The organism is Kribbella polygonati (assembly GCF_050320105.1).
GTDB lineage: Bacteria > Actinomycetota > Actinomycetes > Propionibacteriales > Kribbellaceae > Kribbella.
Map to the genome: position 1 here is coordinate 5121860 of NZ_CP190129.1, position 17450 is coordinate 5139309.

At 67.9% G+C, this 17450-nt stretch carries 17 protein-coding genes and 1 pseudogene; 5 read left to right on the forward strand and 13 right to left on the reverse strand.

What is annotated here, in order from left to right; all coding sequences use genetic code 11:
- Positions 1-887: 887 nt before the first annotated feature.
- Positions 888-1226 carry a hypothetical protein gene (locus tag ACQHIV_RS24230; protein ID WP_427885369.1) on the forward strand — a complete coding sequence of 113 codons (339 nt, stop codon included), beginning with the start codon at positions 888-890 and terminating at the stop codon, positions 1224-1226.
- Between the two features lie 48 nt (positions 1227-1274).
- Here ACQHIV_RS24230 and ACQHIV_RS24235 read toward each other — a convergent pair whose 3' ends face one another.
- The gene (locus ACQHIV_RS24235; RefSeq protein ID WP_427885371.1) at positions 1275-2120 is read right to left on the reverse strand and encodes a mechanosensitive ion channel family protein; all 846 of its coding nucleotides are present in this window, start codon (positions 2118-2120) and stop codon (positions 1275-1277) included.
- 235 nt (positions 2121-2355) lie between these two features.
- On the opposite strand from ACQHIV_RS24235, the gene ACQHIV_RS24240 reads away from it, so the two are divergent.
- Positions 2356-2811: an N-acetyltransferase family protein gene (locus tag ACQHIV_RS24240; protein ID WP_427885373.1), complete on the forward strand. Its 456-nt coding sequence runs from the start codon at positions 2356-2358 to the stop codon at positions 2809-2811.
- Here ACQHIV_RS24240 and ACQHIV_RS24245 read toward each other — a convergent pair.
- The 5 genes and pseudogenes from ACQHIV_RS24245 to ACQHIV_RS24265 all read right to left on the reverse strand — a co-directional run.
- Positions 2804-3229: pseudogene (locus tag ACQHIV_RS24245) on the reverse strand (neutral zinc metallopeptidase); the annotation flags it as partial. The gene ACQHIV_RS24240 and the pseudogene ACQHIV_RS24245 overlap by 8 nt on opposite strands.
- A gap of 239 nt (positions 3230-3468) precedes the next feature.
- Positions 3469-4158 (reverse strand): neutral zinc metallopeptidase, encoded by a 690-nt coding sequence (locus tag ACQHIV_RS24250; protein ID WP_427885375.1) that lies wholly within the window; start codon positions 4156-4158, stop codon positions 3469-3471.
- A 35-nt stretch (positions 4159-4193) separates the two neighbouring features.
- Positions 4194-5093, reverse strand: coding sequence for a neutral zinc metallopeptidase (locus tag ACQHIV_RS24255; protein WP_427885376.1), 900 nt, complete (start codon positions 5091-5093; stop codon positions 4194-4196).
- Positions 5093-6358, reverse strand: a complete 1266-nt coding sequence (locus tag ACQHIV_RS24260) for a neutral zinc metallopeptidase (RefSeq protein WP_427885377.1) — start codon at positions 6356-6358, stop codon at positions 5093-5095. The genes ACQHIV_RS24255 and ACQHIV_RS24260 overlap by 1 nt, the downstream gene beginning before the upstream one ends.
- 18 nt (positions 6359-6376) lie before the next feature.
- A complete protein-coding gene (locus tag ACQHIV_RS24265) occupies positions 6377-7585 on the reverse strand; it encodes a neutral zinc metallopeptidase (RefSeq protein ID WP_427885378.1) in 1209 nt (402 codons plus the stop codon).
- A 213-nt stretch (positions 7586-7798) separates the two neighbouring features.
- On the opposite strand from ACQHIV_RS24265, the gene ACQHIV_RS24270 reads away from it, so the two are divergent.
- The 3 genes from ACQHIV_RS24270 (at position 7799) to ACQHIV_RS24280 (ending at position 10039) form a co-directional block, all read left to right on the forward strand.
- Positions 7799-8221: a hypothetical protein gene (locus ACQHIV_RS24270; protein ID WP_427885380.1), complete on the forward strand. Its 423-nt coding sequence runs from the start codon at positions 7799-7801 to the stop codon at positions 8219-8221.
- A gap of 89 nt (positions 8222-8310) precedes the next feature.
- Entirely contained in the window at positions 8311-8862 is a 552-nt protein-coding gene (locus ACQHIV_RS24275; RefSeq protein ID WP_427885382.1) for a TetR/AcrR family transcriptional regulator, read from the forward strand.
- A 1-nt stretch (position 8863) separates the two neighbouring features.
- On the forward strand, positions 8864-10039 hold the full coding sequence (locus tag ACQHIV_RS24280) for an FAD-dependent monooxygenase (RefSeq protein ID WP_427885384.1): 1176 nt from the start codon (positions 8864-8866) through the stop codon (positions 10037-10039).
- Positions 10040-10093: 54 nt separating this feature from the next.
- Here ACQHIV_RS24280 and ACQHIV_RS24285 read toward each other — a convergent pair whose 3' ends face one another.
- The 7 genes from ACQHIV_RS24285 to ACQHIV_RS24315 all read right to left on the reverse strand — a co-directional run bounded on the left by ACQHIV_RS24285 (position 10094) and on the right by ACQHIV_RS24315 (position 17442).
- The gene (locus ACQHIV_RS24285; protein WP_427885385.1) at positions 10094-10627 is read right to left on the reverse strand and encodes an MOSC domain-containing protein; all 534 of its coding nucleotides are present in this window, start codon (positions 10625-10627) and stop codon (positions 10094-10096) included.
- 1 nt (position 10628) lies between these two features.
- Positions 10629-11378: a phosphotransferase gene (locus ACQHIV_RS24290; RefSeq protein WP_427885387.1), complete on the reverse strand. Its 750-nt coding sequence runs from the start codon at positions 11376-11378 to the stop codon at positions 10629-10631.
- Positions 11332-12828 carry an arylsulfatase gene (locus ACQHIV_RS24295; protein ID WP_427885388.1) on the reverse strand — a complete coding sequence of 499 codons (1497 nt, stop codon included), beginning with the start codon at positions 12826-12828 and terminating at the stop codon, positions 11332-11334. Before ACQHIV_RS24295 ends, ACQHIV_RS24290 begins: the two co-directional genes overlap by 47 nt.
- Positions 12825-13814 (reverse strand): LacI family DNA-binding transcriptional regulator, encoded by a 990-nt coding sequence (locus tag ACQHIV_RS24300; protein ID WP_427885390.1) that lies wholly within the window; start codon positions 13812-13814, stop codon positions 12825-12827. Before ACQHIV_RS24300 ends, ACQHIV_RS24295 begins: the two co-directional genes overlap by 4 nt.
- Before the next feature lie 180 nt (positions 13815-13994).
- Complete coding sequence (locus ACQHIV_RS24305; protein ID WP_427885392.1) at positions 13995-14870, reverse strand: carbohydrate ABC transporter permease; 876 nt, start codon at positions 14868-14870, stop codon at positions 13995-13997.
- A complete protein-coding gene (locus ACQHIV_RS24310; protein ID WP_427885394.1) occupies positions 14867-15826 on the reverse strand; it encodes an ABC transporter permease in 960 nt (319 codons plus the stop codon). Before ACQHIV_RS24310 ends, ACQHIV_RS24305 begins: the two co-directional genes overlap by 4 nt.
- Positions 15826-17442, reverse strand: coding sequence for a sugar ABC transporter substrate-binding protein (locus tag ACQHIV_RS24315; RefSeq protein WP_427885396.1), 1617 nt, complete (start codon positions 17440-17442; stop codon positions 15826-15828). Before ACQHIV_RS24315 ends, ACQHIV_RS24310 begins: the two co-directional genes overlap by 1 nt.
- Positions 17443-17450: the final 8 nt, after the last annotated feature.

The window sequence follows — 17450 nt, forward strand, 5'->3', positions numbered from 1 at the left end:
TGAAGGCGGAGGTCAAGATGCGCTTCCGCTCCAGGCACATGCTCGTTGACAACTGGGATACGTTGGCCGCCCCTCCGCCGCGCCGACCGGGTAGCGCGGCGGGGAAGCTATCAACGAACTCAGCATCAGCGAAGGCCGGCACTCGAGGCCACCAACGCGAACGGACGGTTTGGAGAGCAGGGCACGCGCGGGCGCAGGGACCAGCACGCATACCCCGCCGATTGTGGGGGCTACTCGTCGTCCAGCCACCCCGCGTTGCTGCTGTCCCGGTGATAGCCGTTGTGATACCTGAGAACGCAGACCTGGCCCGGCACAGGATTCCGACCGTCACACGGCTCGGCGTCAGACGGCCGGAGGACCGGCCAGCCTCGCTCGTTCAGAACGACCCCGCGAGACTCCCTGGCCGTGCTCGACAACTCCGACCTGTTACTCATCCGTCGACCTTCCAAACCATCAATCCACTGCGCGGTGGCACCGCACACCCAGTCGGCTCGGTCGCGCTCGTAGTCGCAACCTCACGGCCGACACACTGCCGCGACCTGGCCACCCGGATCGAGCACATTGCCAAAAGGTGCCCCCATTTGCCGACATGCATAATTCCGCCCGAGCACAGATGCCGCCGCTCCAGCCGCGGAGGGGGCAACTTGTGGCAACCGGCTTGACCCCCGGCTGCCGCGGCGAGGAAGGTCAGATGCGGCAACTTCTGGCAACTCTCAACGGAGGCCCTCGGTCAAGCAGTCACCGGCGATCCCGCACGGCGGATCATCGAGATGGTCGCAGATCGTCTTTGACGAGATTCCGGGATCGGCTGACCTGACGGCTCTCAGCCGATTGCCATGCTGGTGCCCGCGCACCCATCGAAAGAACGAAACTGAGATCAGAATCAGATGTCCCAGATCGCCAAGTACTGGCTTCGCGACAGCGGAGGTCCGTACGCGACCTTCCTGGCCGTTGTGGATACGTACTATCACCCGGAAGTTCGCAATGAGAACTTCGACGCTCTCGTGCACCGAGCCCGCGCCAACCGGCCGGACGACACGCAGATGATGACTTTCAAGACCGAATTCGTCCAGCTCCTGGAGAGCGACCGCCAAGGTCTTCATCCGGACGCGATCAGTACGGCAGCGCAGTACGACGAATGGGACGACGACGGCGAGTTTCTCGCGTGGCTGTGGCACGAGCTCTATCCGAGCGAGCCGGTACCAGGCACATCTCCCACTCCCTGACATGCGACGGGCGGCAACCAGGTTCGGTTGCCGCCCGTCTGGGAATGGTTACTGGCCCTGTTGCCAGTTGCCGTTCTGGGGGTTGCCGTTCGACCAGGTGCCCGTGCTGTGGGCGGCCGGGTGCTGTTCGGGCTGCTGTTGCTGGTAGCCGCCCTCGTAGTTGCCCTGGTAGTTGCCCTGCGTCGGGTAGGCCGCCGTACCGTTGGCGTCTGCCGCGTTCGGGTCCGCGGCCGGCTTCTGGAGGTTGTCCTTCGAGAACAGGTTGCCCAGTGCACGGCCGGCCATCTCGCGGCCCCCGAGACCGAAAGCGAGGCCGAGAGCGAGTGCGGCACCCGCGAGCACGATCAGCAGCGTGTTGCCGGTCAGCTGGACCGCGACACCGAGCTGGGTGAGGGCGGCGAACGCGGCGTACACCAGGACGGCGTACCGCGCCACCTTCGCCAGGGTTTCGTTGCCGGTGGCACCGCGGATGATCGCGGCCAGGAAGTTCGCGAACAGCGCCGCCAGGCAGACGATCACGATCGCGGCGAAGATCCGCGGGATGTAGCCGAGCATGTCGCTCATGAAGTTCGAGATCTCCGGTACGCCGAGCGCGGAGGCGAACATCGTGAAGCTGATCAGGAACACGAACCAGAACACGACCTTGCCCAGCATCGCCGAAGCGGTCAGCCCCGTGCCCGACCGTTGCAGCACACCGGAAACGCCGGCCCGCTCCATCCAGTTGTCGAACCCGACCCGGCCGAGAAGCTTGCCGACGAGTTTGCCGAGCACCTTGGCGACGAAGTAGCCGATTACCAGGATGACCAGGCCGCCCAGCAGGTTCGGGATGAACGACAGCAGTTTGCTGAACGCATCCTCGAACGGCTGGGTGAAGTCAATCGCTAACGCTGACATCGGATGAACCTTTCAGGACTGGCCCGCATCCGCTGTCGGCGCATAACTGCCCCAACCCCGGCACGGGCGGATGCAGTGGTGTCCAGTATGACTGTTACCCGCTGATGCCCGAGGCAAACAACGGCGGTCGGCGAGGCGGGCAACGAAAAGTGTTTGCATAAGGCAATCACCATCGCAGTACTTCGGTCCTTACCCCGGCGGCTGAACCGCTTCAGCTGTTTGCCATCCTGGACCCATGACCGACCTCGTGATCCGCCGCGCCACCGCCGCCGACGTCGCCCCGATCGTCACGATGATCGCCGACGACCAGCTCGGCGCCACCCGCGAGTCGACCGCCGACCTGACGCCGTACCTGGCCGCGTTCGAGCAGATCGACGCCGACCCCAACCAGCTCCTCGTGGTTGCCGAACGCAACGACGAGGTGATCGGCACGCTGCAGCTCACGATCATCCCCGGCCTCTCCCGCCGCGGCTCCAGCCGCGGCCTGATCGAAGCCGTCCGCGTCTCCCGCCAGGCCCGCGGCGCCGGCCTCGGCACCACCCTCGTCCAGTGGGCCGTCGAGGAGTCCCGCACCCGCGGCTGCACCCTCGTCCAACTCACCTCGGACAAAACCCGCACTGACGCCCACCGCTTCTACACCAACCTCGGCTTCGAAAACACCCACGAAGGCTTCAAACTCAAACTCACCTGAGGTCGCTGGCAGCCGCCGGCTTCGCCCAGGTGTTGCAGTCTCGCGGCCCGCGCGCGGCGAACCCACGCTCCAGCCACTCGAGAAAATGGTCCGCGCTCCCACTGGGCGTGTACCCGGGGTGACCGAACTGGACGAGCCGCTCACCCTTCAGCCGAAGTGTCTCCCGGTTCGCCCCGAAGAACGCAGCCGCGAAGCAGTGCGCCTGCATCTCGTGGCGGTCCTGTTCACCCTGTTGCGCGCTCGGCTCCGCGGTCCAGTACTCATGTGCGTAGCCGCTCCTCAGCCCAGTCAGTTCCTGCACGTGGTGGCCGTACTCATGGGCCATCAGGTACTGGACCGAAGCACGACCATCTTCCTGACGCTCCGCCTCCTTGACGACGTACGCCGGCCAGTTGAAGTAGATACTGCGCGTCTCATTGCAGTAGAGGGCTGCGACCGATCATCGCCTGCTTGGTCGCCAGCGGGGCGGATGGAGTGCTGCACTTGACGGCGGCCACCTGCCCGGCCTTGTACAAACTGTTCCCCATCAACGACGGATCCGGCAGTGGAATGTCTGTCGTCGTCGGCGTGGACGGCGGGGCTGTGGCGAGCGGGATGGTTGACCGAGTACAGCCGGCGAGGAGGAGCACAGCGAGGAGTGCCGCCGTACGGCGCATGTCAGCTGACTCGTTTCGCGGTGGCCGCCCACGTGTTGCAGGCGGACGGTGACTTGGCCGAGAAGCCGGCGTCGGACCAGGCCTTGTTGTTCTTGTCCGAGCCGTGCTCACGATCGCCGGCGTAGGCCTCGTCCTTGTAGCCGTCGAAGCGATCGCCGTACAGGTTGAGTGTGGCCTGGTTCGCGCCGAGGAACGCGGCGGCCAGGCAGGAGGCCTGCAATTCGATGCGTCGGCTCCGTTCCAGGCTGTCGTCGGAGTACGCCATGATGCCGGCCAGCTGCTGAAGATGATGCCCGAAATCGTGCGCGAGTACTCCCAGCAGGTACGCCGACGCGTACGGCCGGTCGTCCGGGCTCTCCTCGACGTGTTGGGTCCAGTCGACGTAGATGTCCGAGTTGTCGGAGCAGTAGAACGCATCGGCGTCGTCGTCGAAGTCGCCACAGGCCGTCCTTGCGCCCACGGTCACGACGTACAGATCGGTCGGCAAGAAGTTGTCGTCCGTCCGCTCGACAACCGGCTTCCAGGCACGCTCAAGGCAGACGATCATGGCGTCCCCGGAGCGCTGTACGTCGCTTGGCGTCTTCAACGGCACGTCTGGCAGGTTGCAGGGCACCGCGGGCACCTGCCCCGCCGAGTACAGCGGGTTGTGCACCAGGTAGGCGTCTTCCAGCGACGTGCAGCTCGGTGTCATGGTTCGGGGTACCAAGTGCAGGGCCTGCGCACGGTTCAGCTGACTCTCTTGGTGGGGGCGGTGAAGGTGTTGCAGGTGGCGGGGGTGGTGGAGGTGAAGGCGCGGGTGGTCCAGTAGGAGTGGTTCTTGCGGGAGCCGTGGTCGCGGACCTTGCTGTACTCGTCGCCGACGTGGCTGACGACGTACCGCCAGTATCTGAGGCGGAGGCCGGACAGGCCGAAGGTGCGCTTGTTGGCGCCGAGGAAGGCGGCGCCCAGGCAGCTGGCCTGGAGTTCTTTGCGGCGCATGACCTCCAGCTGACGCGCCGCGGACTTGCCGCGCATGAGTTCGTCGTACAGCGTGAGGATGCCGACCGAGAACTGGACATGGTGGCCGTACTCGTGGGCCAGCAGCTGGTCGAAGTTGACCAGATTGAACTCCTGGTCCTTCGTGTCGAGGTAGATGTCGGTGTCGAAGCAGATCTTCCCGGTGACGCCGCTGAAGTAGTAGAACGCATCGGCGCCGCCCGGCGGGTCCGTGCACGCGGGCGTGGCCTTCGGGTGACGGGCGCTGTACGGGATCAGTTCGACCGACGCCTGGATCGCGTCCGCCTTCAGGACGAGCGGGGCCCAGGCTTTGCTCATACAGGCGACCTGCGCGTTGCCGTACGCGACCAGCCCGGCCTTGGTGGTCAGCCGCGGTCGCGGTAACGCACACCGCACCACGGGCACCCAGCCGGCCGCGTAGAGCTTGTTGTGTACGACGTTCGTCGTCAGGTCGATGCTCAACGGCGAAGAAGGCGCCGTGGCCGTCGTCCGGGTGGGCGTTGGTGTCGGCGTCGGCGTAGGGGTGAGCGTAGGAGTAGACGAAGGCGTGGGTACGGCGGTTGGCGCCGTACGCGCGCAACTGGTCGCGGCCAGCACGACAACCGCCAGCACTGCACCGATGCGCCGCATCAGCTCACCTTGGCGGGTGCGGCCGTGAACGTGTTGCAGTCCTTGGGGTTGGCGGAGGCGAAGGCGGGACCGGACCAGGCCCAGTTGCTCTTCCGGGAGCCGTGGTCGCGGATCTTCTCCGGGTTGTACTCGTCGCCGGAGTGCTGCGCCTCCCACTGCCAGGTCTTCAGCTTCTCGCCGGACAACCCGAGGGACTGCTTGTTCGCACCGAGGAAGGCCGCGCCGAAGCAGGTCGCCTGGAGCTCGCGGCGGCGGGCCCATTCGAGCTTCATCGCCTTCGACTTCGTCCAGCCCTCACGGGAGAACGACGCGGTGATCATCTCGGTCATCTGCTGGACGTGGTGGCCGTACTCGTGAGCCATCGTGTCGAGCATCCACACCCGCGCGGCCTGCGGCTCGGCCTTGTAGTACTTGAGGTCTTCCTTCCAGCTGATGTTGATGCTCTCGTCGGCGCTGCAGTAGTACGCCGTGTCCGACTCGCCGGTGCAGTCCTCGTCGTCGGTGACCTGGCTGGTCTGCAGCTTCACCTTCGGCGACCGGAAGTCGTACCCGGCCTTCTTCACGATCGGCGCCCACGCGTTGTTCAGGCAGGGCAGCAGCGCCTGGTAGTAGCGCAGGATCGTGGACTGCGAGTTCGGCTTGATCGCCGGCTCCTTGCAGCTGACCGAGACGACGGCGCCGGCGGTGTAGATCTTGTTCTGCTGCAGCCGCACCATGTCCGGGACGCCCTGGACGGTGACCGTCACGGTGGGGTCCGGCGGGACCGGGATCGGCGCTTCCGACTTCTTGATCGACGGCTGCGACAGCGGGCGCTGGAGACCGTACGAGTCGACGAGCTTGAAGCCTCCGACGGTGGCGCCGGTCAGCATCACGACGACCAGGACCGAGAGGCCGGCGATGATCGGCCGCGAGTACTGGCGCGCCGGCTTGAGCGGCGGCGGTTCGGCGCTGAACTGGGCGCCGGAGCGGGACGGGTTCGAGTGCCAGCCGCTCGGCCGCGCGCCTCCGGCACGACGGGTTCCGGTGAGCGGCGTGTACGGCGCTCCCGTGGCGAGCGGGGCGATCGGCGGGCCGTTGTAGTCGCTCTCGGTCCCGGGCTCGGTCGGCAGCGGACGGGCCTTCCGGCGTACGGACGAATCGTCGTACGCCACCGGGCGCGCCTTCCCGAGACCGATGGGCTGGGCGGTCCTCAGGGTCAGCGGCTGGGATCCGGGCGGCGGCTCGCCAGTGCTGAAGTGGCCCGGCTTCGGGACGGAGTCAGGCATCGATCGTTCCCATCTTGCTCAGCTGACCTTGGCGGATGCTGCGCCGAAAGTGTTGCAGGCGCCGGGGTTGGTTGTCGCGAAGCCCTGGTTCATCCACAACGTGTGGCTCTTGCTCGAGCCGTGGTCGCGGACCTTGTCCTTGCTGAACTCGTCGCCGCTGCGCCGGATCTGGTCGTTCCACTGCTGCAGCAGTTCGCCGCGGAGCGGGAACGTCGACCGCGCGGCGCCGAAGAACACCGCACCGAAGCAGGACGCCTGCAGCGCCGCACGCCGCTGCTGCTCGAGCTCGGCGGTCTTGTTCGCCGCGGTGTCCGCGAGGTTGCCGGCGGCCTCGGCCATCCCGGTCAGGTTCTGCACGTGGGCGCCGTACACGAAGCCGAACGACTGCGCCATCTGCACCCGGGTCGCGGCCCGGTGCTTCGGGTAGTCCTCGACGATCTTCTGCCACGGCATCGTCACGCTGCCGCCCTGCTCGTCCAGGCAGTACGAGGCGAGGTCCTCGTCCTGTACGCCGCAGGCGGTCTCCTCGCCGTCGTCGAAGACGATCAGCCGCGGCGACCGGAACTCGAAGCCTGCCTTGGTGACGAGCGGCTCCCAGGCCTTGTCCATACATGCGGTCAGGGCCTGGTAGTACGACCGCACGTTCTCCTTGGAGGTCGGGCGGAACGCGGGCTCCGGGCAGTTCACCGCCGCGAGCTTCCCGGCGGCGTAGATCGCGTTCTTGCCGACGACGTCCGCGTCCGGGGTGCCCTTGCCGACCGGTGCGGCGCTCGTCGGCGCGCCGCCGGGGCCGTCGCTCGGGTTCGTGGACGGCGTACCGAGGGGGTTGGCGACGAAGCCGTCGTAGTTCGACAGCACCTTGACCGCGAACGTCGCGCCGCCGCCGAGCACCAGCAGCGCCGCGACCACGATCAGCGCGACCAGGCCCTTCGAGCGCTTCTTCGGCACGAACGGGATCGGCTCCGGGTGGAACACCTCCCGGTACGCCGCGGCCGCCCGGTCGTCCGCGGGCGCCGGACCGAGCCGGGTGCCGGACAGCGTCGTACCCCGGGAGTCGATCCGGCTGCCGCGGAGCTGTGGATGGACCGGCTGGTCGTCCCGGCCGAGCCGTGGTGTGGGTGCCGCCAACGGTGCCGATCCGTCCGGCCTGCGCTGGTCCGCCGTCGTCCGGTCCCCGTCGCCGCCGGGCAGGAAATGCCCGGGCTTGGGCGCCGACTCGTCCGCCATAGGTTTCCGCTTCTCCCCAGTACCGGCTGCCGCCGGTCTTCATCAGAAAGGCCGGCACAGACCCCCGAGCCGACCGCCGGCTGATATTACGGCCTGGACCGCCATCCGGAGAACCGGATTGCACCTATTGACACCGTTTCGCGACCGGCACTACGCACCGCACTCAACTGGTTACCTGAACGCATCCCGGAAAGAACCTGGCATGCTGGGGGCATGAGTTGGGCTGTGTATGCGATGCGCGGGCCAGGAGGCGTACGGCGCCTCGACGACGTACCGGTGGACTATGAGCCGCCTTCGGTCGGGACGTCGAGCGATGTGGTGGCCGCGGTTCGGGAGTTGGTGCCGGACGTGGATACCAGCAAGCCGTCGTGGCTGGCGTTGCGGAGTGCGGACTTCGACGTCGAGATGACGATCGGCAAGGGGGTCGAGGTCCGCGACATCACGTTCTACCTGAACGACGGTCCGCGGTCGATCCCGATCGTGATGGAGATCAGCCGCAAGCTCGGCGTCACGCCGTACGACACCGAATCCGGGAACTTCCTCACCGAGGAGTCACGGCCGCCGGTGCCGCCGCCGATGGAGCCGGACGAGATCAAGATGAACAAGCCGAAGTGGTGGAAGTTCGGCCGGAAGTAGTCGCCTCACCAGCCCGGGTCTTGTGCCCGGGCTGTTCTCGGGCCTACGATCAGGACGATCGTACAGGACGATCGCCCTGGAGGATTCGAATGGCGCCGACCGCGAAGCAAGGCCAGGAAGTACGGCTGCGGCTGATGGCGGCGGCGGTCGAGCTGATCCCGGAGCGCGGCTGGTCCGCGGTCAGCACCCGGATCCTGGCCGACCGGGCCGGGGTCACGCCGAGCGTCGTGCACTACCACTTCTCGTCGGTGCAGGAGGTTCTCACCGAGGCCGCGATCGGCGCGATGCGCGAGGTGCTGACGGCGACCGACGAGCTGTTCACCGCCGCGACCACCCCGGCCGCCGCGATCGACGCGTTGCTGGCCTCGCTCGAGCAGTACGACGGGAGCGACCCGACGTCGCTGCTCTTCACCGAGACGTACCTGGCCGCGACCCGCGACGACCGCCTGCGGACCCAGATCGCCGGCCTGGTGACGGATTTCCGCACCCGGGTCGCCGACTGGCTGACGATCCAGCAGGTCGCCGAGCCGGCCGCGACCGCCGCCGTACTCGCCGCCGCCATCGACGGCCTCCTCCTGCACCGCACGCTCGGACCGGAGGCCCCGGCCCTCAGAACCGTTCTGCAAAGGCTGGTGAGTTGAAATGCACGCAATCATCTGCGGAGCCGGGATCGCCGGACTCGCGCTGGCGCACCGCTTGTCGACGCTGTGCCAGGACGTCACCGTCCTCGAACGCAGCCCCGGCCCGCGACCTCAGGGCTACATGATCGACTTCTTCGGCCCCGGGTACGACGCGATGAAGGCGATGGGGCTGCTGCCCGCGCTGCAGGAGGTCGCGTACTACGTCGACGAGGCGACCCTCGTGGACGAGCACGGCCAGAAACAGGCGGGCATCACGATCCGCCAGTTCGCCGACGGCGACCTGCTCAGCGTGATGCGACCGGACCTCGAGCAGGTATTGCGCGATCACCTCCCGAGCGCGGTCGACCTGCGGTACGGCGCGATGCTCACCGGCGTGACGTCGTCCGCGGACGGCGTCCGGGTGCGGCTCGCCGACGGGTCGGCGCTGGACGGGGACCTGCTGATCGGTGCCGACGGCATCCATTCCGCCGTACGCCGGGAGGTGTTCGGGTCGTCGTACCTGCGGTTCCTCGGGTTCCACACGGCGGCGTACAGCTTCGACGCGCCGGCGATCCACGACGAGGTGGGCGGGCGGTTCTGCCTCACCGACACGATGGGGAGCCAGTTCGGGTTCTACTCGTTGCGGAACGGACGGGTGGCAGCGTTCGCGGTGCACCGGACGACGGATCCGGTCGTACCGGCGGATCCCCGGGCGGCGATCCGGTCGGCGTACGCGGGGCTGGGGTGGGTGGTGCCGGAGGCGCTGGCGTTGTGTCCGGAGCCGGAGCAGATCTACTACGACCAGGTGTCGCAGGTGGTGATGCCGCGGTGGAGTTCGGGGCGGGTTGTGCTGGTGGGAGATGCGTGCGGGGCGGTGTCGCTGCTCGCCGGGCAGGGGGCGTCGCTCGGAATCGCCGAGGCTTATCTGCTGGCGGAGAAGCTGGTGGAGGCGTCGTCGGTCGAGGAGGGAATGGCGGAGTACGAGCGGGTCTGGCGGCCGGTGGTGGAGGAGAAGCAGAAGGTGGCGCGGTCGACCGCTCGTTGGTTCCTCCCACGGTCGCGGTGGGAGTTGGTGACGCGGCGGGTGATGTTGCGGGTGCTGCGGCTGCCTGGGTTGCGGACGTTGCTGGCTCCGGCGTTGGCGGGGAAGCCTACGACGCTGATCCGCGAGGCCGCCGGCGTACCGACGAACGGGTAGTGGTGGGGGTTTCGGGGATGCGCTGAGCGTGCCGGCGGCTGGGAAGTGGGGGTACTACCCGTTCTTCGGTAAAAGGGTGAGGTCGGTGGGGCCCAGGCGGAGGGTGCCGGAGGTGAGCGGGGTAGCGCGGATGCCGCCGTGGTTGCGGAGGGCGCGCATCGCGCCGGGGGCGAGGACCTGGTCCATCCAGGCGCAGGGGTTGGCCGGGCGGTTCGCCTGGAACGTGATGCCGCCGAGGGTGAAGCGGCGGCCGGGGATGCGAGCGCCGTCGGGAGTACGGCGGGCGGCGAGGTCGTCGATCGGGAAGCCGCGGAGCGTGATGTTGCGGCGGGTCAGGTGCGGGTCGAGCGGTGCCGGGAGGCCGAGGAGCCGGACGACCTCGTCGAGTGAGGCAGCGTCGATGAGGGTGACGGCCGCGTTCTTGTGGATCGCCTGGCCGTAGTAGCGGTCACCGACGATGCCGAGTTCGGCGCGGACCTCGATCTCGGTGCGGGCAAGCGGTTCGGGATCCGGGCGTGGGCCGTCCTGCGGGCGACCCTCGAAGGCGTGCTGCCGCGAGACGGCCAGTGCGACGATCTCGACATCCATGTCAGCCCCAGGTGAGGGGGTCGAGGAGGCGGTGGAAGTGGAGGCGGCGCTGGTCCGGGTCCGGTACGCCGTACGCCTCGAGGAAGGGGGTCGGGTCGGCGGACCACTCGTCGTGGAGCTGGATCGTGGTGAGGGCGAGGTCGGCGTACCTGTCCGCGACGCCCAGGCGGCCGAGGTCGATCAGGCCGGTCACCTCGAGGGTGTCCGGGTCGAAGAAGATGTTCGGCAGGCAGGCGTCGCCGTGGCAGACGACCGGTTCCAGCACGCTCTCCACATAGGTGCTCTCGGCAACAACCTCCGCCAGCAGGTCCTCCGGCGGAACCTTCCGCCAATCGTCCGTCAAGAAGTTCGGGTTGACGGCCCCACGCCGTACGACGTCGGCCGCCGACGCGATCACCTCCGCCAGCGGCCGCTCGAACGGGCAGTCCGCCAACGAATGCAGTTCCCGCAGCAACCGCCCGAGGTTGCGCATGGCGAGGTCATGGGCAGCTGTTGGAAGCGTGTCGCCAGGCACTCCAGGAACAGCGGACGTCAGCAGACATCCACCCTCCGGCGACTCGATCCAGTCGAGGACTGTTGCGCCCGGGAAGCCGGTTCCGGAGAGCCACCGGATCCGGTCGCGTTCGGCGGCCAACTCGGCGATGCCGGTGGGGGCGCAGCATTTGGCGAAGGTGTTCTCGCGGCGGTAGACGGTCGTGTCGGACTCACCGATGTCGACCGGCGACCAGCCGTCGCCCGGTGGCTTGAGCAAGTTTTTCCCTTGTGTGGTTGAGGATCGGCGTGACCGGACGCCCCGTGACCAGGTCGCCGTTCGCGACGAAGCCTTCCTCGCGCCCGGTCAGGTCCTGGATCAGGCGGGACCGCCAAATCTCCCGCAAGTCCGGCCGCGACGCCAACAGATTGTGCAGCTCCCCCGGATCCGCCTCCAGGTCGAACAGTTGCTCAACGCCCCGCGCCGAGCCCCACACGTACTTGATCTTCCCGTCCGTCACCCACTGCAGCGACTGGTCGAAGTGCAGATGCTCGCCGTGCAACCACTCCCGCACCGGCACCGTCGAGCCGCGCAGGAACGGCGCCAACGAAACCCCGTCCACCGACGACGGCACCGGCACCCCGGCGAGATCCAGCAACGTCGGCATCACGTCCCGCAGCTCGACCACCTGATCCACCACGCCACCGCGGACCGAAGAGGCCGAGGCACGATCCGCCACGATGAACGGCACCCGCGCGGATCCCTCGTACGGCACCGACTTCCGGAACATCCGGTGGTCGCCCATCATCTCGCCGTGGTCGGAGGTGAACGCGATGATCGTGTCGTCGTACACCCCGAAGTCGACCAGCGCCTCGCGGATCCGGTTGACCTGCAGGTCGATCTGCGCCATCAGCCCGTAGTACCCGGCCCGCGCCCGGTGCACCACGCGGTCCGGCAGGTCCCCGATCGCCGCCTGGTAGTCCCCGTCCCGCCGGAACTCGTCCCACGAACTCTCCCAGTCGCCCAGCGTCCGGGAGTACGGCGGCAGCGCGGAGTACCGGTCGAACGCCCACGCCGGCGGGTCGTACGGCGGATGCGGCCGATGGAACGACAGGTACAGGAAGAACGGCCGGGTCGGATCCCGCCGGTACAACCACTCGATCGTCTGCGTACCCACCCACGACGTCGGGTGCAGCTCCTCCGCCTTGTCCCACGGCCGCGCGACCACGGAGTTGCAGTTCACCCCGTGATCGAAGTACTCCGCGTCCGGCGAAACCCCCGGCTGTCGCCGCAACCACGGCACATAGTCGTCGAAGAACCCGAACTGCTGCCGGTACGAACGTCGCGAGTGATGCAGGAACCCGTCGTGCAGTACGACGTCGTCGAACCCGAGCCGCGCCCGCTCCGGCCACACGTGCATCTTCCCGATCGCCTGCGTGTGGTACCCGGCCCGCCGGAACTCCCCCTGCATCGTCACCGGATGCGCGACGTCGAACGGTACGCCGTCGGTGTACCCGACCCGCCCGTGCCGCTCCTGCGACTGCCCGGTGAACAAGGCGACCCGCGCCGGCACGCACGTCGGCGTCGCGGAGTACCCGCGGCTGAACCGCACCCCGTTCCGCGCCAGCTCGTCCAGATGCGGCGTCTCGACGTACGGGTGACCGGCGCACGACAACGCGTCGCCCCGCCACTCGTCGACACAGATCAGTACGACGTTGGGCCGACTCAAGAAGACTCCCGAACGATCAGTTGCCAGGGGAAATCGAACACTTCACCGGGAGCGCCCTCCCGGTCCGTCAGCCGCCCGACGATGATCCGGGCGAGCGCCTCGTTGAAGCCGACGGGGCCGACGGTGGACAGCGCGGGGTCGAGGTGCTCGCCTTCCGGAGTGTTGCCGACTCCGATGATCGCGAGGTCCCGCGGTACGTCGATTCGCAGCCGGTGTGCCGCCCGGACCGCGGCGATCGCGGCGAAGTCCGTCGTGCAGTACAGCGCGGTGGGGCGGTCCGGCCGGGACAGCAGCGCCATCGCGGCCCGGTACGCGCCCTCCGGGTGCTGCTCGAAGACCTCGACGTCGTCGCTGTGCACCGGCTTGCCGGCGGCGCGCAGCGTGTTCACATAAGCGTCGAAGCGCGCGAACCCTGTGGTCCGCGAGGTCAGCGCCCCGATGTGGTCGTGCCGCTCGAGCAGGTGCTGCACCGCGAGGTGACAGCGCGGCTCGGCGCCGGACCGGATCACGTCGAAGCCTCGCGGTTCCAGCGTTTCGGAGAACGCCACGATCTGCACGCCCTGGGAAGCGAACGCGGCGAGTTCCTCGGCCTGCGACGGGTCCGGGACGCTGTCGATGAAGATCGCGTCCGGCGTCCGGTTCGCCAGCACGGTCCGCCAGTCACCGTCGGCCACGATCAGCGCGGTCTTGCCGAACGGGGTCACCGCCGTACTGACCGTCGCCGCGACCGCCTGCGACCAAGGGTCCGCGAGAACGGTCAGCGACAGCAGGACCAGGTCCGACTTGCCGGTCCGGATCGCGCGGGCCGCGTCGTTGCGCCGGTAACCCAGCCGCGACGCGGCCTCGCGGACCCGGTCCGCCGTGGAGTCCTTGATCGTATGGCTGCGGTGCCGCCCGGACAGCACGTAGGACACGGTCGCGACCGAGACGCCGGCCTCCTTCGCCACCATCCGCAGCGTCGGCCGCTCGGCCAAAGGTGAGGACATGGAGTGAGCTTATGCCCCGGGCATGACTCCCGACCCCACGCCGTCGCGAGCAGGTGCTCGGCGGAGCGCCTCGGCGTGCTGGAGGGAAGGCGTCGATGTGGTTCCATCGTCGCCTTTCCTCCAGTGCGGCGAGGTGCCCGTCGAGTGCCGCGCAGTAGGCGTGGGGTCGGGAGTCATGCCCTAGCCCTTGACCGCACCTGTGATGACGCCCTTGGTGAAGTGGCGTTGCAGGAACGGGTAGACCATCGCGATCGGCACCAAGGCGACAACCACGACCGCCATCTGCAGGGACTGCGGCTGCGGTGGCGGATGGACGCCGAGCTGGTCGGCGGACAACGACTTGCCCTGCAGGACGTACGTCCGCAGGATCACCTGGACCGGCCACTTCGACGTGTCGTTCAGGTACAGCAGCGCGTTGAAGAACGCGTTCCAGAAACCGACCGCGTAGAACAGCCCGACGACCGCGATCACGGCCTTCGACAGCGGCATGATGATCTGCCGCAGGATCGTGAAGTCGCTGGCGCCGTCGATCCGGGCGCTCTCCAGCAGCTCGCCCGGCACGTTCATGAAGAACGTCCGCAGTACGACGAAGTTGAACGCGCCGAGCGCCCCCGGGAGGATCAGCGACCACAGGCTGTCCAGCAACCCGAGCTGCTTCACCACCAGGAACATCGGGATGATGCCGGGCGCGAACAGCAACGTGAACAGCACCATCAGCAGCACCGGCCGCCCGAACAGCACCGGCCGCGAGGTCGCGTACGCGAGCGCGATCGTCACCGCCAGCGCGATCGCCGTACCGACGAGCGTCACGAACACGCTGACGAGGATCGCCCTGCCCATCAGCCCGCCGGAGAAGAGCGTCTGGTACGCCTTGAACGTCGGGTGCGACGGCCAGAGCACGTACCCGCCGGCCTTGATGATGTCCCGGTCGCTGGCCAGCGAGGTCGAGATGACGACGATGATCGGGACGATGATGGCGAGGGCGAAGCCGCCCAGGATGACGGCCTTGATCGCCTGGTAGCCGGGAGAGGGCCGCTCCTTCCAGACCGGTCTCATGAAACCCCTCGCTTCTGGAAGATGCCCGGCTCGCCGAGCCGGTGGGCCAGCGTGTTCGCGCCCCACAGCAGCAACGCGCCGACGACGCCCTTGGCCAGCCCGGCCGCGGCGCCACTGCTCCAGTCACCGCCGACCACGCCCGCGTAGTACGTGAACGTGTCCAGCACTTCGGCCGCGCCCGGCCCGACCGAGTCGCGCTGCAGGATGAACTGCTCGAACCCGACGCTGAGGATGTCGCCGATCCGCAGGATCAGCAGCAGCACGATGACGGTCCGCAGCGACGGCAGCGTGATGTGCCACATCCGCCGCCAGCGCCCGGCGCCGTCGGCCGCGGCCGCCTCGTACAGCGAGACGTCCACCGTGGTCAGCGCGGCCAGGAAGATGATCATCGCCCAGCCTGCGTCCTTCCAGATCAGCTGCCCGACGACGAGCAGCGGGAAGGTGTCCGGGTTGGTCATGAACGGGATCGGGTCCAGCCCGGCCTGCCGGAGCAGGTTGTTGACGAACCCCGCTCCGCCCAGCGACTGCTGGAACAGCGTCACGACCAGCACCCAGGACAGGAAGTGCGGCAGGTAGGCAATCGTCTGGAACCATTTCCGGAACCGGTTGCTGACCAGCGAGTCGACGATCAGCGCCAGCCCGATCGGCACCGGGAAGAACAGCAGCAGCTGGACGCCGGCGAGCAACAACGTGTTCCGCAGCGCGTCCCAGAAGTCCGGGTTGTCGTAGAGGTTGACGAAGTTCTGCAGGCCGTTCCACTCGCTGTGCATGATGCCGAGGTACGGCTGGAAGTCCTGGAACGCGACCACGTTGCCGATCACCGGCAGGTAGAAGAACAGCAGCAGGAAGACCACGCCGGGGATCATCAGCAGCACCATCTGCCGGTCCCGGGCCCATTTCGCCTTCAGCGGCAGGCCGTTCTTGGCCTGCCGCTTCGACGAGTTCTGCTTCAGCATCAGGACACCGGCACGCTGGCGGGCAGCACGGCGGCGAACTCGTCGCGCATCTTGTCACCGCCGCCGGACTTCCAGCGCTTCAGCGCCGCGTCGTACGCGTCGATCTTCTGCCGGCCGGTGACGATGTCCACGATCGTGTCCCGGAACGCCGCGGTCAGCTTCGGGCCGACCTTGCTGCTGGTGTCGGAGTACGTGCCCGCGGTCGGGTTCCGGACCGCGAACTCGAGCAGCTTCTGCTCGGTCGCGTAGATCTTCTTGGTGTCGTCCGGGAACGCCGGGTTGAAGATCACGCTCTCCGGCGAGTTCATGATCTGCAGCGCGCTGACCAGACCGGGCGCCTGCTGGTTGCCGGCCTTGGTCAGTACCGGGTTCTGCTGGGCGTCGAGGGTGTACTGCTGCCCCTGGACGCCGAAGTTCTTCACCAGGTACTCCTTGGTGCCGAACGGCGCCGACAGGTAGTCCATCAGCGCGAGCAGCTCGCGGATCCGGCCCTCGTCGGTCTTCTTGAACGGCGTGAACCCGACCGTGCCGTAGCCCATGTCGTACGTCGGCTTCGCCTTGCCGTCGTGGCCGAACGGGATCATCGTGTCGACGAACAGCGTCGGGTCCAGGTTGCGGAAGTCCGCGGTCGCCCGCGGGCCGACCACGACCTGCGCGGCGATCTGCCCGTTCACGGTCTTCGGCGTCGCGTCGGCGAGGTTGAGGTCCGGGTAGAACACCTTCGCGGCCCACAGCTTCGCGGCGTACTCGACGGCGGCCTTGTAGTTGTCGGTCTCGTACAGGTGCGTCAGCGAGCGGTCCTTGTTGACCCGCCACGAGTTCGGGGCGCCGAACCACTCGCCGAACATGTGCAGCATGTTGATGATGGCCGGCTCGAGCGCGTAGTTCGTGCCGTTGGTCAGCTCCTTGCACTTGGCAAAGAACTCGTCGGCGGTCGAGCACTGCAGCCCGCCGACCTTCGCCCAGGTCTTCGGGTTGCCCATCATCACCTGGCCGAACGGCGTCGACGGGATCGGGGCGCCCCAGATCTTGCCGTTCACCACCGCGGTCCGCCAGGAGGCCGGCTTCAGCGCGGCCAGGTTCGGGTACTCCAGGACGGCGTCGCCGGACAGGTACTTGGTCAGGTCCTGGAACTTCGCCTCGAGCATCGGGCCGATGTTCGGGATGCCCTGGTTCGGCGGCAGCCACATGAGGTCCGGCAGCGAGTCGCTGGCCAGCAGCGTGGCGAACTTCTCCGGGTAGCCCGGGTCGGTGCCGATGGTGAGCTTGAGGTCGGCGCCGAGCGCCTGGTTCAGCGCCTGCCACATCGGGTTGCTGCCCATCGGGGGCGGCGGCGTCGCGAACGTCTCGGTGAGCGCGGTCACCGCGTTCTTCAGCGGCGGCGTCTTCACGCTCGCGACGGCGTCCGCCGGGAACTTCAGGAACCCGGGCTCCAGGCCGGACTCGGCCCCCGGCAGGTCGGGGTGCAGCCCTTCGAACGGCTTGTACGTCGGCAGCTTGAGCTCGCTCGAGGCCTTCGCACCCCCGTTCGCGGCGCCACCGTCTCCACAGGCCGCCAGCGTCGAGGCGCCGATCGCCGCCCCGGTCACCTGCAAAAACCGTCGCCGACTGATCATAGTTGCTC